Annotated in this window: 21 protein-coding genes; 8 read left to right on the forward strand and 13 right to left on the reverse strand. The window is 64.1% G+C overall.

What is annotated here, in order from left to right; all coding sequences use genetic code 11:
* The first annotated feature begins 202 nt into the window (after window positions 1–202).
* Together EB835_RS03315 and EB835_RS03320 are read left to right on the forward strand one after the other, a co-directional pair.
* Entirely contained in the window at window positions 203–955 is a 753-nt protein-coding gene (locus tag EB835_RS03315) for an ABC transporter ATP-binding protein (RefSeq protein ID WP_135808041.1), read from the forward strand.
* A complete protein-coding gene (locus EB835_RS03320; protein ID WP_135808042.1) occupies window positions 955–2,553 on the forward strand; it encodes a hypothetical protein in 1,599 nt (532 codons plus the stop codon). Before EB835_RS03315 ends, EB835_RS03320 begins: the two co-directional genes overlap by 1 nt.
* 461 nt (window positions 2,554–3,014) lie before the next feature.
* Here EB835_RS03320 and EB835_RS03325 read toward each other — a convergent pair whose 3' ends face one another.
* The 3 genes from EB835_RS03325 to EB835_RS03335 all read right to left on the reverse strand — a co-directional run bounded on the left by EB835_RS03325 (window position 3,015) and on the right by EB835_RS03335 (window position 7,474).
* Window positions 3,015–4,388: an aldehyde dehydrogenase family protein gene (locus EB835_RS03325; protein ID WP_135808043.1), complete on the reverse strand. Its 1,374-nt coding sequence runs from the start codon at window positions 4,386–4,388 to the stop codon at window positions 3,015–3,017.
* A gap of 93 nt (window positions 4,389–4,481) precedes the next feature.
* A complete protein-coding gene (locus EB835_RS03330) occupies window positions 4,482–5,915 on the reverse strand; it encodes an aldehyde dehydrogenase family protein (protein ID WP_205749855.1) in 1,434 nt (477 codons plus the stop codon).
* Window positions 5,912–7,474 carry a GMC family oxidoreductase gene (locus tag EB835_RS03335; RefSeq protein WP_135808044.1) on the reverse strand — a complete coding sequence of 521 codons (1,563 nt, stop codon included), beginning with the start codon at window positions 7,472–7,474 and terminating at the stop codon, window positions 5,912–5,914. Before EB835_RS03335 ends, EB835_RS03330 begins: the two co-directional genes overlap by 4 nt.
* Window positions 7,475–7,612: 138 nt before the next feature.
* Between EB835_RS03335 and EB835_RS03340 the strand changes: the two genes are divergently transcribed.
* A complete protein-coding gene (locus EB835_RS03340; protein ID WP_205749856.1) occupies window positions 7,613–8,110 on the forward strand; it encodes a GbsR/MarR family transcriptional regulator in 498 nt (165 codons plus the stop codon).
* A gap of 14 nt (window positions 8,111–8,124) precedes the next feature.
* Here the strand turns inward: EB835_RS03340 and EB835_RS03345 are convergent, their stop codons facing one another.
* The 3 genes from EB835_RS03345 to EB835_RS03355 all read right to left on the reverse strand — a co-directional run bounded on the left by EB835_RS03345 (window position 8,125) and on the right by EB835_RS03355 (window position 9,763).
* Complete coding sequence (locus EB835_RS03345) at window positions 8,125–8,469, reverse strand: VOC family protein (protein ID WP_135808045.1); 345 nt, start codon at window positions 8,467–8,469, stop codon at window positions 8,125–8,127.
* A 108-nt stretch (window positions 8,470–8,577) separates the two neighbouring features.
* Window positions 8,578–8,907 carry a nuclear transport factor 2 family protein gene (locus EB835_RS03350; RefSeq protein WP_135808046.1) on the reverse strand — a complete coding sequence of 110 codons (330 nt, stop codon included), beginning with the start codon at window positions 8,905–8,907 and terminating at the stop codon, window positions 8,578–8,580.
* Window positions 8,908–9,007: 100 nt separating this feature from the next.
* Window positions 9,008–9,763, reverse strand: a complete 756-nt coding sequence (locus EB835_RS03355) for an SDR family oxidoreductase (protein WP_135808047.1) — start codon at window positions 9,761–9,763, stop codon at window positions 9,008–9,010.
* 63 nt (window positions 9,764–9,826) lie between these two features.
* On the opposite strand from EB835_RS03355, the gene EB835_RS03360 reads away from it, so the two are divergent.
* A complete protein-coding gene (locus EB835_RS03360) occupies window positions 9,827–10,540 on the forward strand; it encodes a TetR/AcrR family transcriptional regulator (RefSeq protein WP_135808048.1) in 714 nt (237 codons plus the stop codon).
* A 111-nt stretch (window positions 10,541–10,651) separates the two neighbouring features.
* Here the strand turns inward: EB835_RS03360 and EB835_RS03365 are convergent, their stop codons facing one another.
* Window positions 10,652–11,170: a DinB family protein gene (locus EB835_RS03365; RefSeq protein WP_135808049.1), complete on the reverse strand. Its 519-nt coding sequence runs from the start codon at window positions 11,168–11,170 to the stop codon at window positions 10,652–10,654.
* Window positions 11,167–11,547 carry a DUF488 domain-containing protein gene (locus tag EB835_RS03370; RefSeq protein WP_135808050.1) on the reverse strand — a complete coding sequence of 127 codons (381 nt, stop codon included), beginning with the start codon at window positions 11,545–11,547 and terminating at the stop codon, window positions 11,167–11,169. Before EB835_RS03370 ends, EB835_RS03365 begins: the two co-directional genes overlap by 4 nt.
* Window positions 11,548–11,766: 219 nt before the next feature.
* Here EB835_RS03370 and EB835_RS03375 point away from each other — a divergent pair, with 219 nt between their 5' ends.
* The 3 genes from EB835_RS03375 (at window position 11,767) to EB835_RS03385 (ending at window position 14,962) form a co-directional block, all read left to right on the forward strand.
* Window positions 11,767–13,008 carry a Dyp-type peroxidase gene (locus tag EB835_RS03375; protein WP_135808051.1) on the forward strand — a complete coding sequence of 414 codons (1,242 nt, stop codon included), beginning with the start codon at window positions 11,767–11,769 and terminating at the stop codon, window positions 13,006–13,008.
* Complete coding sequence (locus EB835_RS03380) at window positions 13,005–13,826, forward strand: family 1 encapsulin nanocompartment shell protein (protein ID WP_135808052.1); 822 nt, start codon at window positions 13,005–13,007, stop codon at window positions 13,824–13,826. The genes EB835_RS03375 and EB835_RS03380 overlap by 4 nt, the downstream gene beginning before the upstream one ends.
* A gap of 200 nt (window positions 13,827–14,026) precedes the next feature.
* Window positions 14,027–14,962, forward strand: a complete 936-nt coding sequence (locus EB835_RS03385; RefSeq protein ID WP_240688525.1) for a hypothetical protein — start codon at window positions 14,027–14,029, stop codon at window positions 14,960–14,962.
* 261 nt (window positions 14,963–15,223) lie between these two features.
* On the opposite strand, the gene EB835_RS03390 is transcribed toward EB835_RS03385, so the two are convergent.
* The 5 genes from EB835_RS03390 to EB835_RS03410 form a co-directional block, all read right to left on the reverse strand.
* Window positions 15,224–15,865: a TetR/AcrR family transcriptional regulator gene (locus EB835_RS03390; protein WP_135808053.1), complete on the reverse strand. Its 642-nt coding sequence runs from the start codon at window positions 15,863–15,865 to the stop codon at window positions 15,224–15,226.
* Window positions 15,855–17,549 carry an AMP-binding protein gene (locus EB835_RS03395; protein WP_135808054.1) on the reverse strand — a complete coding sequence of 565 codons (1,695 nt, stop codon included), beginning with the start codon at window positions 17,547–17,549 and terminating at the stop codon, window positions 15,855–15,857. Before EB835_RS03395 ends, EB835_RS03390 begins: the two co-directional genes overlap by 11 nt.
* Before the next feature lie 123 nt (window positions 17,550–17,672).
* On the reverse strand, window positions 17,673–18,437 hold the full coding sequence (locus tag EB835_RS03400) for an SDR family NAD(P)-dependent oxidoreductase (RefSeq protein ID WP_135808055.1): 765 nt from the start codon (window positions 18,435–18,437) through the stop codon (window positions 17,673–17,675).
* Between the two features lie 75 nt (window positions 18,438–18,512).
* Entirely contained in the window at window positions 18,513–19,658 is a 1,146-nt protein-coding gene (locus tag EB835_RS03405; protein WP_135808056.1) for an acyl-CoA dehydrogenase family protein, read from the reverse strand.
* A gap of 27 nt (window positions 19,659–19,685) precedes the next feature.
* The gene (locus EB835_RS03410) at window positions 19,686–20,519 is read right to left on the reverse strand and encodes an enoyl-CoA hydratase-related protein (protein WP_205749857.1); all 834 of its coding nucleotides are present in this window, start codon (window positions 20,517–20,519) and stop codon (window positions 19,686–19,688) included.
* Between the two features lie 215 nt (window positions 20,520–20,734).
* On the opposite strand from EB835_RS03410, the gene EB835_RS03415 reads away from it, so the two are divergent.
* Window positions 20,735–21,466, forward strand: a complete 732-nt coding sequence (locus EB835_RS03415; RefSeq protein ID WP_240688526.1) for a hypothetical protein — start codon at window positions 20,735–20,737, stop codon at window positions 21,464–21,466.
* The last annotated feature ends 134 nt before the right edge of the window (window positions 21,467–21,600 follow it).

The raw sequence follows: 21,600 nt of genomic DNA on the forward strand, positions 1-21,600 counted from the left end.
CGGCACCCCAACGGTTCCGTCAGCGATATGAATTGCCGGATTGAGCTTGCTGGTCCTGAGACATGGATGACCGTTTCCACCACGGGAGTTCATCACCGACAACGTAAGCGGTCATCCTGGTCCGGCACCACCGCTGGACCGCACACCAGCAATCTGCACCGGTGCGCGGGATCGACACAACTACGATTCGCAGAAAGACGCTATGAACGCATTCACCTATCCGGCCATCCAGCTTCGCGGACTCTCCAAGAAGTTTGGAGACGTCACAGCAGTCGATTCCATTGACCTGACCGTAGAAGCTGGCAGCTTCTTTGGCATCGTCGGACCAAACGGGGCCGGAAAGTCCACTGCTCTGTCGATGATCGCTGGTCTGTCGGCTCCGACGTCCGGCACAGTCAGCCTCGCGGGCTACGACACGCTCCGAGATCGGGAGCAGGCTCTTGGCGCCCTCGGCATCATGATGGAGGGACTGTCGTTGCCCGAGCGTCTGACAGGGGCAGAGCTGCTCGAATACACGGCCGGTCTGCGCGGCATGGACGCGGAGTGGCGGGATCGGTCGGATGATCTGCTGACGGTTCTTGAACTGAACCGCACGCCGAATACGCTCATCGTCGACTACTCCACCGGTATGCGGAAGAAGATCGGTCTTGCAGTTGCGCTGCTGCACCGCCCACCTGTACTCGTGCTCGATGAGCCGTTCGAAGCGATCGACCCGGTTTCCGCTCATTCGATCGAAGCGCTCCTTCGGCAGTACGTCAACGGGGGCGGAACTGTGTTGCTCTCCAGCCACAACATGGATGTCATCGAGCGCACATGCACGCGTGTCGCGCTCCTGAGCCGTGGCCGAATCTTGGCCGACGGAACAGTTCCCGAGGTAGCTGCCGGCAAGACTCTCAACGAGGCTTTCGTCGACTTCATCGGTGTGGCTCCCCAGCGCGAGCTGGACTGGTTGTGATGAGCATGTGGCACCGCTTTGCTTCGCTGAAAATCCGCATCCTTCGGCACGGCCCTCATGGTGACCGAGCTTTCGGGCTCATCGCCGGCTTGGTCGTAGCCGCTGCCGTGGTGACATCTGCGGCTCTCGTCAGCACCGGCACCGTCGACGACAGTTGGCTGACCGCCGCTGTGAGCATTCTCGGATTGACGTGGCTGCTCGGACCGATTCTGCTGCCCGGCGCGGTCCCAGTACTCAATCCACAGTGGTTTCGGACGTTGCCGACCCCTCCGTCTTCAATCGCTGCAGCCATGTCTCCCAGCGAGCTGCTGAGTGTAGGAACAGTCGTCACCGGTGCTTCGCTGAGCAGCTTCGTTGTCGTCGCCGCGGGGCACGACGGCATCACGATCATTGCGGCTTTTGCGGCCGCTGTTGCGCAGCTGTTCTTCTTAGTATGGTTGGGCCGCAGCGTTGGTGCCCTGGTGGCGTTCATGCTGAGGACCCGTCTCGGCGGGTGGGTCGCAGCATTCCAAATGTCTGCTCTTCTGGCAGTGTCCTTTGCCGGGTGGGTTCCGGTCGCTGCGTTCCTGATACCAGATCTGGGAAGCGGTCGCATGGCAGCCCATACGGGTTCAGTCTGGACTGAGTTGCCGGATCAGCTGGAACATGCCCTGCTGATTGCGCCGACTGGCTGGGGACTTGCAGCCGTCCGCGCCGCAATGACTTCGGGTCCCCTGGCATCGGTGCTGCTGCCGCTGGGTGGCCTCCTGGTGCTCGGCCTCTTGCTTTGGACCGTGTGGATGATGCTGACCGCAGCGGCATTGAGACAGCCCCCTGCCCAGGTCGGCAGCCGGATCGTCGTGCGAACTGGGCAGGCACGATTCAACCGGGGAGACGGAGACTCACAGCGTCCAGATCCGATGACCGCAGTTGCCAAGCGCGAACTGAAGACATGGTTGCGCGACCCCCAACGGTCGCTCGAGTTGCGCCACGCTTGGATGACACCGTTGCTCATGATGCTGCTTGTCGCTCCGACCGCCTGGTCCTGGAGCCTACCGTTTATCGGTGTCGCTGCCGCTGTTTTCGCGGCTATGGTGGCCATCAACACCTACGCACTCGACGGCACAGCAGTCTGGCAGCTATTGACGACCCCAGGCGCTGTTCACGCTGACGTGCGTGGGCGGCAGCTTGCCTGGATGCTGATGTTCGGGTTTCCGATAATCGTAGTTACCACAATACTCGGCCTGGTTGCGGATTCGTCTCTGGCATATGTCGCGATGGGCGCTGTCCTTGCTGCGGTCGGGGCGGCCTGCGCCTGCGCGCCCCTGCTGAGCGCACTCATGCCAGCGATCGGCCGCGATGCCCGTGAACGGATATCGACCGGACAGAATGCTGGAAACCCAGCAGGGGGACAGATGATGTCCTTCACTTTCGTTCTCTTTGCTTCGGCACTTCCAGGAATTCTGGCGGCGGTGTTGCAACTGGAGGACGTCTGGGCCGTCCACCTCGGCTTCGGTCTTGCCGTCTTGATGATCAGCATTGCCGCAGCCGGGCCGCTGACAGTCAAACGTCTGACCATTGCTGGACCAGAACTGTTGGCTTCAATGAAGTCTGTGTGACCAGACGGTTCACTTGTGTTGGTTCTGCCGTCGGGATCGAACCGAAATCGGCGTGTCCGCTGGAAGTCATTGTCGTCGCGATCGTGGTCGTCCGTTTCGTCAATCAGAGTCACGATAACGATATGACAGTTCAAGGGATTGATCCCGCATGCCGCTGGGACCCGACCTGTTCCTGGGCACCCATCGCACAGATCTTCGGCGCTGGAACTCGAAGCCCTTCTGAGAGCTGCGCGGACAGGGAGTCATCTCCTTCCGTTGCAGAAAGGGCATTCGTTGAACTGTGACGCTCGGAGTCCCACCAAGTCCAGGAGCACGGGGTCAGCGAACCGAACACTTCCTGAGTCCCAACAGTTTGATTCGTAGGTCCGGCCCATCAGCTGGAATCAACGCAGAAGCGGCGATCCCGCCGACAGCAAATGCTGCCGGCGGGATCGCCGCCTAGTGCGGGCTGAGGAGCTGTCTCAGACGTGGACGCGGATGAGGTGCTCATTGGTGAACGCCTGGAACGCCCACTGAGCGTTCTCGCGGCCGTAGCCAGAGCGGTTGATTCCGCCGAAGGGGTATTCCGGTCCGGACTCCATGTGGCTGTTGATCAGGGTCATTCCGGCATTGATCTTCTTGCCGAACTCCTGACCCTTCTCCAGGTCATCGGTCCACACCGAGGACATGAGACCGTATTCGGTGTCATTGGCCAGACGCAGAGCATCCTCTTCGTCCTTGGCGCGGTAGATCATCACGGCCGGTCCGAAGAGCTCGTTGCAGCCCAGGTCCGAACGCGGGTCGATGTCGGTGATCACGGCCGGGGACATGAACCAGCCCGGGCGGTCGAGCTTCTTGCCACCGGTATGCAGGGTCGCACCATCGGCCACGGCCTTCTCGATCATGCCGATGATCTCTTCGCGGGCGCCTTCGGAGGACACGGGTCCCATGCCGACCTCGGGGTCATCGAAGTCCGAGACCTTCGTGGCCTCGGCGGCCTTGACGGCTTCGGCGACGAATTCGTCGTAGAGCTCGTCGACGACGATCATGCGCTTGGGCGAGGTGCAGACCTGGCCGGCGTTCGCCAGGCGCAGTCCGACGAGCTTCTGAGCCAGAGCCGGCACGTCCTTCGAATCGAGGACGACAGCAGGGTCGTTGCCGCCGAGTTCGAGGACGGCTCGCTTGTAGTACTTCGCGGCGATTGCGGCCACAGAGGCACCCGCGCCCTCGGAGCCGGTCAGCGAGAAGCCCTTGACGCGGAAGTCCTTGAGGACCTCCTCGGCGTGGGAGGAGTCCAGGTAGATGTTCTGGTACACGCCCTTCGGCAGTCCCGCCTCGGTGAGGAGGTCCTCGAAGTACTGCGAGGATTTCGGGCAGATCGACGCCTGCTTCATCATGATCGAGTTGCCGACCATGAGGTTGGGCAGCACGAAGCGGGCGATCTGGTTGTACGGGAAGTTCCACGGCATGATGCCCAGCAGCACGCCCAGCGGCTGATGCTCGACATAGCTGCTGGCGGCCCCGGCAGCGGCCAGATGAGTGGTGGACAGATTGGTGGCGGCGTTGTCGGCCATCCAGCGGGCGGTGCGGGCGACCTTGTCGACCTCGCCGAAGCCCTGCTTCTTGATCTTGCCCATCTCGCGTCCGATGATGTCGGTCATCTCATCGGCGTTCTCATCGACGAGATCGGCGAACTTGCGCAGGATCGTCGCACGCTCATGAAGCGGTGTGTCCTTCCACGCCAGATGCGCCTCATGAGCACGATCGATGTAGTTGGGAATCTCTTCTTTCGGTACGGAGGCGAACTCCTCCTCGACCTCGCCGGTGTTGGCATTGGTGACAGCGAACTTGCTCATGGAACGTCCTTTCACGGATTGACGATCTGTGCCCTGTAACAAACTACAGTCTCGCGACATTCCGCGACACTTGAGTCCATGCCTGGGACAGTGTCAGTCGTCGACGGGAGCGATGTGGACGGTCGTGGGACGTGTGGCGGCATCGAATGCGGCAGTCGTCCCAGTGGCTCCCATCCCGCTGGCCCGCGCCGGTTCGTACGTGCGGATGCCGCCGCCACCCTGCCAACCGTTGATCCAGATGACTCCGGCGGGAATGCGTGAAGCCTCGTCGAGGTGGTCAGGGTCATGCGAGTACACGGTGGCTGCGAGGCCGAATGACGACCGGGACGCGAGTTCCACCCCCTCGGCGAAGGACGAGACGACGCTGATCGGCGCGATGGGTCCGAAGGTCTCCTCGCTCATCAGCGCCATCGATTCGTCGACGTCGGTGATGACGGTGGCCGGATAGAAGAATCCGGTTCCTTCGGGCAGTCCTCCGCCGGTGAGCACCGTGGCACCCTTGGCGACGGCGTCGACGACCTGAGCATGCACCGACCGGCGCTGTCGATCATCGACGAGCGGTCCCATCATCACACTCGGATTGAGACCGTCACCGTAATCGAACCTCTCGGTGGCCGAGACCAGCTCCTCGACGAACTCCTCGGCGATCGCCTCGTGGACGTAGATGCGCTCCATCGACGTGCAGATCTGGCCGGTGTTGACGAAGGATCCGAACGCGACTGCCTGCGCCGTGGCTGCGATATCGACATCCTCGTCGACGATGACGGGATCCTTGCCGCCCAGCTCGAGCACCGCACGGTGCAGAGCCTGCCCCGAGGCGGCTCCGACCGCGCGCCCCGCAGCGACCGACCCCGTGAAGTGGACGAGGTCGACGTCGTCGTGGGCGACCAGCGGTTCGCCGGCGTGGGCGTCGCCGAGCACGAGGTTGAGCACTCCGGCGGGCAGGTCGAGCAGTTCGACGAGCTTCACCGTCGACAGCGGTGAGCGCTCCGAGGGTTTGACCACCAGGGAGTTGCCTGCTGCCAGCAACGGGCCCAGCGCTCCGAGGACCATGGCGACGGGGAAGTTCCACGGAGTGACGACCGCCGCCACTCCCACCGGGTGCCGAATGATGAGGGTGCGCCCGCCGTCGGGATCCTCGGTTCTGGTCGTGAACGGGTAGTCGAGCGCCTCCGCGGCCGCTGCGCGCAGACCCGCGACTCCGGCGGCGATGAAGCCGCGGCCGATGCCGATCGGCTTGCCCATCTCCCGGCATTCGAGTTCGGCGAGTTCGTCGGTGTGCTCTTCGATGCGATCGGCCCAGCCGCGGATGAGGGCGACTCTGTCCTCGAGCGCGGTCGTCGCCCAGGTCGGCTGGGCCCGCTTGGCTGCGGCGATGGCCGCGTCGACGTCGGCCGGGCATCCGCGACCGAATTCGGCCTCGGCGATCTCGGTGGCGGGATTGACCACGCTGAGACGGTGCTCATCGTGAGAATCGGTCCAGGCGCCGTCGATGTGGTTCTGCAGGGTCAGCACTGTTGTTCTCACTTCCTGATGCGATCGGCCATGAGTTCGCCGACCATGATGGCTGCCAGATTGGTGTTCGCCCTCGGCACCGCCGGGAAGACGGAGGCGTCGACGACGTGGAGGCCCTCGATTCCGTGCACCCGACAATCGGCGTCGACGACGGTGGTCGGATCCTCAGCTCGGCCCATCCGGCATGTGCTCGTGCCGTGCTGCGCGTCGGCGACGGTGGCCAGCAGGTGGGCATCGAGAGCGTCGTCGTCATCGAGTGCGGCGAAGAGCTCGGGATTGCACTCCTCGACGGAGCCGCCGAGGACGGCTCGGACAGCGTCCTCGTCGAGCAGCTCCGCCAGGCGTCTGATCCCCACCCGCAGCCGCGTACGGTCGCTGTGGTCGGAGAGCATCTTCTCGGCGACTAGGGGTTGGTCGAGAGGATCGGCCGAGACCAGGCTGACGCTGCCGCGGGAGTCCGACTGATTGAGCCAGACGCCGAGGGCGCCGTATTCGGCGCCCGTGTTCGCCGTCGCCATGGAGATCACGCTCTGGTTCATCGACACGAACATGAGATCGTTGAACCTCCCGTCGCCGCTCGACCAGCGCACGCAGACATTCGTATGCCGATCATTCGGAGTCGAGACCCCCGCCGAGGCGGTGAGCGGAAGCGTGATCGACGCCATCGCGTGGTCCTGCAGGCCCTGCCCGACGGGCAGATCGGCCCGGCAGTCGATCCCGAGCGACCGGAGATGCTCGCTGGGCCCGATGCCCGAGCGCATGAGGATCGCCGGGGAATGGATGACACCGGCACTGAGCACGATCGTCGCGGCGTACCGGTCCTCGGGCACCCCGTCGACGAGGACCCGGACACCGACGGCTCTCTCGCCCTCGAAAATGACACTGTCGACGGTCGCCTCGCCGAGGATGGTCAGCGTCGGCAGCTCGCGTGCCCCTTCGAGGTAGGCGTCGTTGACGCTGACCCGGCGCGAATCGCGGGAGTTGATCGGATAGGGAGAGACCCCGGTGGCCTGCGGTGCGTTGACGTCGGCGGCCCACGGGAATCCGGCGGCCAGTGCCGAATCGGCCAGGGCGGAATCGACCGCTCCCCACTTCTCACGAGGCGCACGGTAGATGGGAGTGGGTCCGGAGTCCCCGTGATAGTCGGCCGCTCCGAACTCCTCGTCGTCCTCGAGGGCGACGAAGGCGGGAAGCACCTCGGCGCCCGACCAGCTCTCGCAGCCGGTCTGCGCCCATTCGTCGAAGTCCTCGAGCGGAGGGCGGATGGCGATCTGCCCGTTGATCGCGGAGCTTCCGCCCACTCCTCGTCCGCGCCAGTACGGTGCCGTCGGCTGTGCCTCGGTGCGGGTGGCCTCGAGATCGGTCCACATCATGCCGTCGATGGCAGCGGGGTCCATGATCGCGACCGCGGGATTCGGCGATCTCCAGGCCTCGTGCATCTGCGCTGACCGATAGTCGCGACCGGCCTCGAGGAGGAGGACGCGTTTGCCCTGCTGTGCCGAGCGCACGGCGAATGCTGCGCCGGCTGAGCCTGCTCCGACGACGATGATGTCCCAGTTGTCTTCTTTCACGTCACATCTTCCTTGAGAACGAGTAGTTTGGGAGCCAGTGGCGGATCGTTCCGCTCAGCACCTAGAATGACTGACATCACAAAGTTCAGTCAATAGTGAATGTTCATCAAGGACTGAATTGTTACGAAGGGGATCGATGTGACGGCATCCGTGCCGGAAGGCAGCCCAGACGTGGAGGAGTCGCTGGTCGAGAGCTTCGGTCGACGTGTCGGCGAGGCGATGAGCTGGCCTCCGACGGCCGGTCGTGCGGCCGGAGTCCTCATGCTCAGTGAGTCACCGCTGACCATGGCCGAGCTGCAGGAGCGGCTCGCCGCCAGTAAGGGTTCGGTTTCGGAGACCACGCGTCTGCTCATCGACAACGGAGTCATCGAGAGGTTCAAAGAGCCCGGTCAGCGGCAGTTCGTCTACCGCTGGCGAGCCGACGCCTGGGTGGGCTGTCTCGAGCACCAGCGGCAGACGACGACGCAGCTGCTCGAGTTCGCGGAATCGGCCGGACGCGCAGGCCGGGGACTTCCCCCGGTGCAGAGGGAGCGCATCGAGCAGATGAACGAGTACTACCGCTTCATGGCCGACCGCCTCGACGGGCTGCTCACGGAGTACTCGCAATCACCGACATCGGGCGTCGAGGGGCGGTAGCGGGGAGAGTCCTTTCAGCCGAGAATGCAGAATTCATTGCCCTCGGGGTCTGCGAGGACGATCCACGGTTCGTCACCGGTCTGGCCCACATCGACACGACGTGCTCCGAGCTCGAGGAGGCGGGCCACCTCGGCGGCCTGATCATCGGGGCGGAAGTCGAGGTGAAGGCGATTCTTGACGACCTTCTCCCCTCGGTCGATGCCGACGATGATGCCCGGCAGGCGATCGGGCGACTGACGGATCTCGATCTCCGTGTCGTTCTCGTCGACGATGACCCAGCCGAGCGCCCGTGCCCACCATCGCCCGAGCGTGAAGGGATCGGGCGAATCGATGACGATCTGTTCCCACGTCAGTGCCATGTGCTCAGCATAGGCCCGGGTGGCTGGACTGGGTAGATGCGCTGCACCGGCGGGGTCCGGGGCCGACCGCCCGGGACCCCGCGGTGTAAGTCGTGCAGCCGGGGCGCTTCAGCCTTCGCGGATGGTCATCCTGGTGATCTGGTCGCCGTCGAGGTCGAAGGCGAACGAGGAGCGCCCATTGGCATGAGTCGAAGCCCAATCGCCGATCACGGTGACGCGGTCGTCCTCAACCGTGACCTCTTCGGGAGAGATGGTGCCGGTAGCGCCGATGAACTCCACGTCGCTCCAGCTCTTGATGGCGGCGCGACCGACGAATTCGCGGCCCCAGTCGTCGACGACGCCCTCTGGCGCGAAGGAGTCGAGGAAGCCCTGCTCGTCATGGTCGTTGACGACTTCGATGAAGGTCGCGATCGTCGTCGGTATCTGTGGTTCTGTCATGATGACTCCTGATTCTCTGTGTCCGGTGCGGAACCTGTGTGTACGGGTGTCCGTGTGGTTCGCGGGTCTTTCGGTCGCGGCACCTTTCGGTCGCGGGGCCTCAGCGGGTGGTGTATCCGCCGTTGGCGAAGATCGTCTGGCCGGTGATCCACCAGCCGTCGGTGGCGAGGAAGCGGACGATGGGTGCGATGTCCTCGATCTGGGTGAGCTGGTTGCCCAGCGCCTGGGACTTGTGGAATTCGACGCGCTCCGGGGTCTCCTGACCATAGAAGAACGGCGTATCCATCGGCCCCGGCGCGATGGCCGTGACCGAGATGCTGCGCTCGCCGAATTCCTTTGCCGCTGCGCGGGTGAAGTGCTCGACGGGACTCTTGCCTCCGGCGTAGGTCGAATAGCCGTCGGTGAAGGCCGCAAGCAGGGCCGTGACGATGGTGATGATCTTGCCGCCGTCGGTCAGGTGCCTGCCGGCTTCCTTGATGAAGAAGTAGGCGGCCTTCGAGTTGATGTCGAACATCGAATCGTACTCGGCTTCGCTCGTCTCGGTGATCGGCTTGCGCAGGACCTTGCCCGTCGTATTCACGGCGATGTCGATCGGACCCAGAGCCGCCTCGGCGTCGGTGAAGAGCCGTTCGACCGCGGCCGCCCGGGTGAGGTCCCCGCTGAGCAGGACGCCGTTGACGCCCTGGTCCTCGATCGCGGCGAGTGTGTCCTCGGCGTCGGGGCGGGAGGATTCGGAGTTGTAGTGGATGGCGACATTCGCTCCGGCCGCGGCGGATTGGCGAGCGATGAGTCCGCCGAGGTTCTTTCCGCCGCCGGCGATGAGGATGTTCTTGTTTCGGAGTGTGCGTTCGGTCATGATCGCTCCGTTCATATCGTTGTTATATGTCTGTATATCAACAGTACACGATAATATAGCGGTATGACAGAATCCCCGACCGCTGATACACGGACTCAGCTGCTCAACGCGGCAGCCGACCTCATCGCAGAGTCTCCCGGGGAGGACTTCTCCCTGCGGGCGGTGTGTGACGCCGTCGGGGTGAAGATGCCGACGCTCTACCATTTCTTCGGCAGCAAGCAGGGGCTCATCGATGCTGTGATCACTCGCGGATTCGATATGTATCTCGGTGAGAAGTCAGCGATGGAGTCGAGCGAGGATCCGATCCATGACCTCCGCAGGGGTTGGGATGCCCATGTGGAATTCGGACTGCGGAATCCCGGCTTCTACACCCTCATGTACGGCAAGGTCCGACCCGGGCATTCTCCCGTCGATCAGTCACGCCCGAGCGAGATCCTCAGGGCTCTCACCGCCGAGGCGGCCGCACAGGGTCGATTGGTCGTCGACTCACGACAGGCTGCAGCTCACGTCCTCGCGACGAATGTCGGACTCACGCTCCGTCTGATCGTTCTCGGCCACGACGACCAGGAGCTCTCGGCCGAGATCCGTGAAGGGGTGCTCGCCTCGATCACAGGCACATCGGCATCTGAGTCGCCTGAAGCGAGGTTCGGTCATTCGGTGATCGAGTATGCGGTTGCCCATCCCGGGGTGCTCGGACCCACGGAGACCCAGCTGCTCGTGCAGTGGACCCGACGCCTCAGCGAGCACGCCGAAGGATCAGACAGGAACACCCGTTAGCGGGCACAGTCGAATCGTCGAGTCCGCAGAATCGAGTTCCACAGCCTGTGATGTCAGGCAGTCTGTGATGTCAGGCCGGTTCCACAGCCTGCGTCGTCGGGTTTCGGTCTCTCAGCCTTCGACGTCGCCGAGGTGGTGGTGGACTTCGTGCCAGCCGTAGCGTGTGAGTGAGGCGATCGTGAACTCCCGGCCGTCGGCGCGCAGTCCCGTGCGCTGCCATTGTCCGTCTTCGAGCGCAGCCAGCGAGCCGGCATAGGCGGCTGCGGCCTCCTCGAGTCCGGCAAGCACCTCGGCGGCGGGTTGGTTCCTGTAGTCGGACTCCAGGGCGACGGCGTCGCCGTCGAAGTTCGGCAGGGTCGGGGCCTCCTCGGCGAGCATGAGGAGGGTGCGTCCGCGGAACTCGGTGAGGACGTCGCGAAGGTGGGCGGCGTATTCGACGGCGGACCAACGGTCCTCGCGGGGACGGTCGGCGGCGTCAGCGCGAGTGAGGACGGGAGACCAGGAGGCGGGCGCCTCGGCGATCCGAACTCTGAGCTCGATGACATCCTCGTCCCCGGTGAAGCCGCATTGGGCGCAGCCGATGTCGAGCACCTCGGCCCAGTCCCTCGTGTCCGGTTCGATCGGACTCATCCGTGCCTCCCACTGTCGAGGGTCTTCTTGAGGACCGCAGCCTGGCTGATGTCATCGCGTTTCGACGCCGTGAGCAGGGTGAGCGTGCCCTTCGCGGCGATGTTCTTGAGCTGGTCGAGCGCCTCGGCGCGGGTATTGTCCTTGAGCTCCTCGCGATATCGGCGGGCGAACTCGTCGTACTTGTCGGGATCGTGTCCGTACCACTGGCGCAGATCGGTCGAGGGGGCAACGTCCTTGAGCCACTCGTCGAGGTGGGCGTGCTCCTTGCTCACTCCGCGCGGCCACACGCGATCGACGAGCACTCTGCTGCCGTCGGACGACTCAGGGTCGTCGTAGATGCGGCGCACCCGGATCCGGGGATCGTTCGAGGTGGTCATGGTCGTTCACTCCCTCCGCTCGCTTGGCTCCCAGTGTAGGACGAAGGACGGACTCATGGGGCGCGGTCTTGCGGGCAGGTGATGGTTCAGCCCAGGGAAGGGCCATGGTGTCGACCGTTGCCTTGGCTTCGGACCCCGAGCGTATAGTGGGGACCCTCAGCACGATGATGTGGTCTGCTGTGGGCCGATGGCGAACCTGCAACTCGAGGAGATGATGCAGTGACTGTCCAGAGTGAGGCGTTTCCCAACGGTGCGAACCCCCAGCATGTGCTCGGTCCGCCGGCCCCGTCGGCGATCTTCCTCGTCCTCTCGGTCCGCCCCGGTGCGGAGGAGACGGTGAAGGACTTCCTCGGTGACATCGCGGGAATCGTCCGGTCGGTCGGATTCCGCGCGCGGGAGGACCGCTTCAGCTGTGTGACCGGCATCGGCGCCGAATGCTGGGATCGGATGTTCCACGCTCCCCGACCGGCTCAGCTCCACCCCTTCATCGAACAGCGCGGCGACGTGCACACCGCCCCTTCGACCCCTGGTGATCTGCTGTTTCACATCCGTGCCCGGCGGCAGGATCTGTGCTTCGAACTGGCAAGGCAGCTCATCGCTTCCCTGGGAGATGCTGTCGCCGTCGTCGACGAGGTGCACGGATTCCGATACTTCGACGAGCGGGACATCATGGGCTTCGTCGACGGCACCGAGAACCCCGAGGACCAGGAGGCCGTGGACTCGGTCTTCCTCGGCCCCGAGGGTGAGGAGTTCGAAGGCAGCACCTACGTCATCGTCCAGAAATACACCCACGACCTGTCCGCATGGGAGTCGCTGCCCGTCGAAGAACAGGAGGCGGCCTTCGGTCGGCACAAACTCTCCGACATGGAGTTCCCCGACGAGGACAAGGCGCCGAACTCGCATCTCACGCTCAACTCCGTCGAAAGCCCTGATGGCACGGAACATAAGATCGTCCGCGACAACATGGTCTTCGGCTCCGTCGAATCCGGTGAGTTCGGCACCTATTTCATCGGGTACGCCGCTGACGTCTCGGTGACCGAGCAGATGCTCGAGAACATGTTCATCGGCAAACCCCGGGGGACCTACGACCGGATTCTCGACTTCTCCACAGCGGAGACCGGAGGACTGTTCTTCGTCCCCACCCAGGACTTCCTCGACGACCCCGACGGCCAACTGGGCGCTGCCGACGCGGCGGTGACCGGGGACGCCGGTCCTGAAGCGGCGGGCGTCGCCGCTCCGGGTGGACCGGCTTCCGTCGATCCCGACGATGATGCGACGGACGGCGAAGTAGGGGACGGCAGTGATCCCGCGGCAGGGACAGTCTCGTCGGGAGGGGCCGCCTCGGCGGGGGATGAGCCCGGTGAGGGAGCGGGATCCGACGAGAATCCAGCCACCACTGACGAACCACAAGTGGACGACGGCAGCCTCGGAATCGGCAGCCTGAGAAGGAGAAGACAGTGAACAACCTCTATCGCGACATTGCTCCCATCACCGGCCCTGCCTGGGCGGAGATCGAGGAGGAGGCCAGGCGCACGTTCAAGCGCAACATCGCCGGTCGGCGCGTTGTCGACGTCGAGGGGCCGACCGGCTTCGAGACCTCCTCGGTGACCACCGGACACATCCGCGACGTCCAGTCGTACTCATCGGGACTGCATATTCGGCAGCGCATCGTCCAGGAGTTCGTCGAACTGCGGGCTCCATTCACCGTCACCCGGCAGGCCATCGACGATGTCGCGCGCGGCTCCGGTGATTCGGACTGGCAGCCGGTGAAGGACGCGGCGACGACCATCGCCATGGCCGAGGACCGTGTGATCCTCCATGGACTCGACTCTGCGGGCATCGGCGGAATCGTCCCGAACTCGTCGAACGCGACCGTCACCCTGCCCGATGCGGTGGAGGACTATGCGGACGCGGTGGCGCAGGCCCTGTCGAGTCTGCGCACGGCCGGAGTCGACGGGCCCTACAGCCTGCTGCTGTCCGAGGCCGAGTACACGAAGGTCTCGGAGTCGACCGACCACGGTTTCCCGATCCGCGATCACCTCTCCCGTCAGCTCGGCGCCGGAGAGATCATCTGGGCTCCGGCCCTTGAGGGTGCTCTGCTCGTGTCGACCCGCGGTGGGGACTATGAGCTCCACCTCGGCCAGGATCTCTCGATCGGTTACCTCGGACACGACCGTGAGACCGTCGACCTCTACCTGCAGGAGACCTTCGGTTTCCTCGCGCTCACCGATGAGTCCAGTGTGCCGCTGCATTCGGGAGCACAGCTCTGGTCGAACTGAGATTCGCAGTGAGCCGCCCCTGGACCCTTGGGTGGGCGAAATGGTCACGTCCGCCGCGGGATTTCGTGACCATTTCGCCCACTTAGGAGAGTGCTTTCCGGCAATGACTCGAGCGTCGATTCCTGTGGATGGAGAATGTCTGTCCACAGGCTGATTCGCGGCTCTCCCCGTCTCCTGCAGGATGCGCCAGCATTGCAGGTATGTACAACAGCCGGATGTGGCAGAGACGTGACTTTCCGCGCCTGTTTCGCGTAGGGCAGGCCGAGAAGATCGGTATCTCTCGGCGTCGCATGCTGGATGAGGAGCGGTGCCCGATCGTGCTGCCCGGTGTCCGCATGGAAAACGGCAATACAGAATCGCTTCGCGCGCCGGAATGGGCTGATGACAGGTGGATATGGGATTCGCTGAGGCTGCGCGCAGCTGTCCTGAAGTTTCCGCACGTCGTGGCCGATGGCGCCACTGCAGCTCGAATCTACGGATGGCCGTTGCCGTCGAGGTTGATGAATGATCGTCTGTACCTGTGTGCTGCGGACAGAAATCTGCGGATTCGGGTGGCGAAGGTGTCGCTGCGCCGCACACAGTATCTGACCCCCACTCACTGGCTCGATTTGCCCGTCCTCGCTCCGGCGGAGGTCTTCATCCGACTCGGTGCTCATCTCAATGTGACCGAGCTTGTGAAAGTCGGCGACGCAGCGATCGGCAATTGGCATGGGCCGCCTCAGACGACGATCGACGACCTCGCTGCCGCTCTTGAGTCTCATTCCCGGCTGAGCGGACGGCAGAAGCTGGTGAAGGCGGTGAGTTTGATTCGTCCAGGCGTTGATTCTCCTCAGGAGACCGGACTTCGACTGTGGGCTGTCAGGGTGGGATTGCCCGAGCCGACGGTTCACCCCCAGATCGAAAGCGACCTCGCGAGAGGGATCATCGAGCCGGACCTGGGATATGAGGATGCGCGGCTCGCTCTCGAATACGACAGTGAGCTCCATCGGGAGTCGGCTAAGCAGTGGACACGCGATATCGAACGCGACGAAGCGCTTGTCGATGCCGGATGGACTGTCCTGAAAGTGACTCGGAAGACCGACTACAGGCAACTGGAGGCGAAGATCCGAAAGAAGTTGGGACTGCAGCTGAAGTAGATGCAGCCCCTGTAGCCGCAGCAGCTGCAACCGCAGAAACTGTAGCTGCAGCAGCTGGACGGGGATGAACGCAGCTGCCGGCTTCCGAGCACGTGTCCGGACGATACGGTCACGTTAGGTGGGCAAAATGGTCACGTCAGCCGCGGGAAATCGTGACCATTTCGACCACCGAGCGGAAATAGCTCAGCACCGCCGCACTCCCGCCGCTCCCTAACTCTCTCCGCACCCGCCACTCCCGCCACTCCCTCTGCTTCGAATGAGCTACCTCGGCCGAGTTGCCTCGGGGCTGAGGTTGCTCAGCACGAGGGTGCGGACCTGCCGGTCGATATAGGTGTCGAGGTCGAGCCCGATCCTCTGGAAGTACCAGTGCTTGAGCGCCCACATGTGTGCTGTGGCCATGAGGTCATGCCCCAGGGTCTGCGCATCGACATCACGCAGATTCCCAGCCTCGACGGCGGCGGCGACGACGTCGACGAGCGGCTGGAGGGTTTCGAGCTCCTGGTCTTGAATCGACTTCAGCCCGTCCTTCGACAGTGCCCGCGAGACCTGATAGGTGAGCACGACGGCGTGCCGTTGTTCAGCGACGACGCGGCAGAACTCGGAGAACCCGGCGATCACCTTGTCCACGGGGTCATGCGCCTCGGCGATGGCGGTCGGGACCCGCAGTCGGAACTCCTCGAGGACGCGAGTGATCGCGGCGAGCACGATCTGCTCCTTGTCCGAGAAGTACTTGTACAGCAGTCCGACACTGACCCCACCGGACTTCGCGATCGCCTGCATAGACACCGAATGGGTGCCCTTCTCCTGCATCAGACGCACTGCCGCATCGACGATCTGCCGTTCCCGGAACTCCGCACGGGCGCCGCGGACGATCGCGTTGAGGTCTTCGGATTCAGCTGACATGCTCGGCGGTGACTTCCTCTCTGAGCTTGAACTTCTGAATCTTACCGCTTGGCGTCCGCGGGAACTCGTCAAGGCACTGCAGCGCCTCGGGCCAGTACTGCTTGGCCACTCCCTTGGTGTCGAAGAATTCGCGCACATCGTCCATCGACAGACTGTGACCTTCGTTCAGGGTCACGACCGCACACGCGATCTCCTGCAGCCGGGGATGCGGCACCGCGACGACCGCGACCTGAGAGACCGCAGGATGTTCATAGAGGACGTTCTCGATATAGGCCACTGGAATGTTCTCTCCGCCGCGGATGATGATGTCCTTCGACCGCCCGGCGATCCGGATGAAACCCTCGTCGTCCATTTCGGCGAGGTCTCCCGTGTCGAGCCAAACGCCCGCGAACGCCTCCGCGCTCTGCTCAGGTTCATCAAGGTAGCCGACGAACAGGAATGGCCCTGTGACCTGGATCTTTCCTTCCACACCTGCGGCAACGGGCTCGCCGAGAGGATCGACGACGCGGACCTTCATCGAGCCCAGGGCGCGTCCGTCTGTGCTGGTGACCTTGTCTTCCGAGTCGCCTGGGGCCGTCATCGTCACCAGCCCGCATTCCGTCTGTCCCCAACCGCCGAAGACGTTGAGGTCCGGCAGCAGCGTGCGCGCCTCATTGACCATGACACGTGGAATCGGGGCGCCCATGCAGCAGAAGTGTTTGAGGGAGGACAGATCGTGCTCCGTCGTCTTCGCCACCTCGAGCAGATCGTGGAGGAACGGAGTCGCCCCAGAGGTGTGCTGGATTCCGTGTTCGGCGACGAGGCGGACGAAATCCTCACCGTTCCACACATCCTGGAACACGCCCGAGCCGCCGATGAGCAGGGGCAGGCACACCCCGTACATGAAGCCGGTGAGGTGGCCGAAGGTCGAGGCCATGTGGATGACCGAGTCCTCGTCCAGACCGAGGTGATCGGGCCAGGGCAGCGCGGCCGCGAGGACGTTGTTGTGCGTGTGCATCACGCCTTTGGGATTGCCCGTCGTTCCAGAGGTGAAGAGGATGAGTCCGACATCGTTGGGATCAGGGCGGCGGTCGTCCCAATCGATGGATTCGATCGCCGAGGCGGCTGACCGTGAATCGTCCGACGCTGAGTTCTGCTGCCCGCGGTTGAGGAAATCGGCCCACTTCTCGAATCCGTCCCGCCCGGTGAAGCGGGTCTCCCCAGGAGTGTCGAGGACGATCGTGTGCTGCAGCTTCGGCAGATTCGGCCGCAGCCGATCGACCATGTCCGCATAGTCGAACTTCCGGAACCGGTTCGGGACGAAGAGCACTGACACCTCGGCCTTCTCGGCCATGTACCCGATCTCGCGGTCCCGATAGATCGGGATGAGCCCGTTGGTCACAGCGCCGGCTCTGATCGCGCCGAGGTGGATGACCAGCCATTCGTACCAGTTCGGCAGCTGGACCCCCACCACGTCGCCGGGTTCGACGCCGAGGTCGACGAGTGCCCTGGCACAGGTGTCGGCATCTGAGCTGAGCTCGGCAAAGGTGTGCGCACCATAGGGATCGCGTGTGACGATCGCGTCCGGTCGTTGTGCACTCCAGTGTTCGAGGTAGTCGAGCAGGGTCAGATTCTTCCAATCCCCGGAGGACGTGAACCTCTCGATGAGAGCGTCGGTCAGAGTGGTCTCGAATCGGGTGGGCATTGCAGGGCTCCTTTGCTCTGGTGTCGTACCTGTGACTCGGTCGGTGCTGGTGTCTTCGGTTCGGCGAGGTGGTGCTTGGGCGGTGTAGAACAGCGGCAGTCAGCTGCCGTGTAGTCCTGCCGATCAGGCCATGGTCAGTCCGCCGGAGACGGACAGGGTCTGGCCCGTGACATAGGCGGAATCGGGGCGGGCGAAGAAGGCCACGGCGTTCGCGAGATCTTCGGGCTCGGCGAGGCGGCGCATCGGGATCGACTTCTCCAACGCGGTGCGCAGCTTCGGATTGTCCGCGGAGATCTCGGCGAACAGCGGGGTGTCGGCCGGTCCCGGGCACACGCAGTTCGCGGTGATTCCGTGCCGGGCGACCTCGCGGGCGAAGGTCTTCGTGAACGAGATGATCCCGCCCTTCGCCGCCGAATACACCGCCTCGCCGCTCGATCCGACCCGACCGGCATCCGAACCGATGCTGATGACGGAACCGGATCCGGCTGCGATCATGTGCTCGGCCGCCGACTGCGTGCAGTTGAGGGTGCCGAGGAGGTTGATCGCGATGACCCGCTGCCAGGTCTCAGGCGTCGAATCCATGAACGGTTCGACCTTGTCCCAGCCGGCGTTGTTGACGAGGACATCGATGCGACCGAAACGCTCGACCACCTCGGCGACCATGGCATCGACGGCCGCCCGGTCGGTGACATCGGCGGCGAGCCCGATCGAATCATTGCCCAGCGCCGAGGCGGCGTCCGCGGCCTTCTGCGCGTCGAGGTCGACGACGACGACGGTGGCGCCGTCATCGGCAAGCCGATTCGCGATCCCCTTGCCGATGCCGGACGCGGCTCCGGTGACGATGATGACGCGATCGGTCAGGGGTGCGGTCTGAGTAGGTGCGGGCATGGTGGTGTCCTTCCTGGTGCGAGTCTGTTGCTGAGATGGGGAATGTTGGTCCCGGCCAGTCGGTGTTCTCCCCGGTCAGGGGGCGGATTCGCGGCCGACGGAGCTGCGGGCGATGATGAGTTTCATAATCTGTGCGGTCCCGTCGCCGATCTGCATGCCGAGCACGTCACGCAGTCTCTTCTCGACGTCACGGTCCTGTTTGTAGCCGTTCTGACCGTGCAGAAGCAGGCACTGGTGCACAGCGTGATAGGCCTCGAGCGGAGCCCACCATTTGCACATGGCTGCCTGTGAGGTGTGCGGCAGGCCCTCGTCGCCGAGGCGCAGGGTGTCCAAGCACAGCAGACGTGCCGCCGCCATCTTCGTCTCCGCTTCTGCCAGAGGGAACGAGACCCCTTGGAACTTCGACAGCGGCTGGTCGAAGGCCTGCCTCTTCGTGACGTATTCCCAGGTGTCCTCGATCGCGCGCGCCGCGGTCCCCGTGCACTGCAGTCCGATGAGTGCGCGGGAGAAGTCGAATCCCTGCATGACCTGGGTGAACGCTCCGCCGACCTCGCCGAGGAGGTGGTCGGCAGGCACGCGGACATCGGTGAAGTCCACGCTGCCGCGGGCGACCGCGGCCTGGCCCATGTCGATGATGGGGTGTCGGGTCACTCCGGGAGAGTCGAGGTCGACGAGGAAGGCCGAGATGCCCTTTCCGCGCCCGGCGCCGGGATCGGTGCGGGCGAAGATCACCGTGGCGGTCGAGGTCATGGCCAGCGACATCGACTTCGTGCCGTTGATGATCCAGTCCTCTCCGTCCCGCCGGGCCGTGGTCGAAGGGTTGCCGGCATCTGAGCCGGCCTCGGGTTCGGACAGACCGATGGCCACGGTCGCGTCTCCGGTTGTGATCTGGCGGCAGTAGTGGGCGGCCACCTCGGTGCTGGCATTGCGGGCGATGACCTGCCCGATGAGGGATCCGACGACCTGGATATAGGCGACGGTGAGGTCGCCGCGGGCGATGGCTTCGGTGATCAGCCCGGCCGTGACCTTGGTCAGGCCGGCACCGCCGAGGTGGGTGGGCAGTTCGGGAGCGATGAGACCGGCACGGCCCATCTCCCGGGTGACATCGGCACCGATGCGACCGGCGGCCTCGCGGTCGCGGGCCTCGCTGATGAGCCGCTCCTCGAATCCGGCCGCCGCGTCGAGGAGGGTCTGTGTGTCGGGCGTGAGAGTCGTGTCCACGGGAATCCTCTGTGCTGGTCAGTTGGATCAGTGGGCGCCGTCGAAGCGGCTGAAGTCCGGGTCGCGCTTTTCGGCGAAGGCGGCCGCACCCTCGTGCGACTCGGGCGAGTGGGCGTAGAGGTCGAGGGCGCTCATGGCGAGGTTCGTGAAGCCGGTCTGCATCTCGGAATCGGCGTTGAAGGACTGTTTGAGGAAGCGCAGCGCGGTGGGGGCCTTGAGTCCGAGGGCCCGAGCGCGTTCTTTGGCGCGGGGCATGAGCTCATCGGCTTCGACGACCTCGTTGGCCAGGCCCCAGGATTCTGCCTTCTTCGCGTCGATGAGTTCGCAGAAGTACCACATCTCGCGGGCACGCTTCTCGCCGATGACGCGGGCGAGGAAGGCCGAGCCGTAGCCCGCGTCGAAGGACCCGACCTTGGGGCCGGCCTGACCGAAGCGAGCGTGGGACGCCGCGATCGTGATGTCGCAGAGGGTGGTGAGCACATTGCCGCCGCCGATCGCGATGCCGTTGACCGCGGAGATCACCGGTTTCGGCACCGACCGGATGACCTTGTGGAGTTCGGAGATGCGGAACATGCCGTAGCGGCTGGGACCGTAGTCCCCTGTCTGTGCCTTCTGCTTGACGTCGCCGCCGGCACAGAAGGACTTCTGGCCGGAGCCGGTGAGGATGATCGAACGGACGCGGTTGTCGCCCCAGGCGAGGGTGAAGGCTTCGATGAGTTCGTCGACCGTCTGCGAACGGAAGGAATTGAAGGACTCGGGTCGATTGATCGTGATGACGGCGAAGGTCTCTTCGACGTCATAGAGGATGTCGGCGAATTCCGTAGTCGCGGCCTGTTGAGTCTGGCTGGTGGATGTGGGCATCATTGCCTCCTTGAAAGAAGAATGAATATCAGTTCACACCTAGTGAATATCAGTTCATCAATAAGGTCAAGAGCCGCAGGTCGGAAAGAATGATGTGAATTCGCCGAATTTCATCGGCGGGGCCGTTGTGCGGGTGCAAGAATGTTCTCGGCACAGTTGCCTGCAGGAGGCAGTTCCCCGACGCCTGGGGCACAGATCCCTGTGGCTGACGGAGTATGGATCCCGACCGTCGGCAGGGTCTGCCTCCCGACGACGATGAGAAACGGACGAAGATGACCGCTGAAGTACCCGGACCGACGACACCGCAACCGTCGTCCGGCCGCCCACCGAGCTCTCAGGCGGCTGCCGGTGCGGAGATCGGAGCGCTCATCGGAGCCGGTTTCGGGCTGCTGTTCCTCATCATCAACAGCTCTCAGTTCTCCACCCTGGGTCGTACTCTCGTCATCGCCCTCGGAGTGCTCGCCTTCGCCGGCATTGCGGTCTTCGCAATACGTGGACTCGTCCGGTCACGTGGTTCGGCAGTCGCTGCGGACCGCCTCGGTGCGGACTCGCTTGAAGGGCCCGCCGACGCCGTCCGAACCGATCCCGCAGACACAGCGAAGCGCGCTCGCCGTGGGCCAGCGTTCGGTCGCGCCTATTGGACTATCGTTCTCATCGAAGCGGTCCTGCTGTTCGCCGGGGCCCGCCTGCTGTCGAGCCTCGGTCATCCGGAGCTCGGTGTGGCGTGGGTGGCGGTGGTCGTCGGCACCCACTTCTACGCGCTCGGTTGGGTCTTCGGGCTTGATCGCTTCCACGTTCTCGCCACCGCCGTCACGCTCTGCGGCATCGGCGGATTCATTGCCTTCTTCGCCGCTGCACCGGCGTTCATCCCCGTCATCAGTGGCGTGATCTCGGGCTTCGTGCTGCTGACCTTCGCCATGTGGGCCCTGGTGCCGCTGGGCAGGTGAGGCACGGCCGGCGCCGGGCCAGCATCCGACCGGTACCGGGCCGACATCCGACCAGCATCGGGCCAGCACCAGGTTTCGTACGGCTTGGACTGCATTTCGTACAGGCTCGACCACATTTCGTACGCTCAGCGCCA

It is taken from the genome of Brevibacterium sp. S22 (assembly GCF_004745485.1).
Lineage (GTDB): Bacteria > Actinomycetota > Actinomycetes > Actinomycetales > Brevibacteriaceae > Brevibacterium.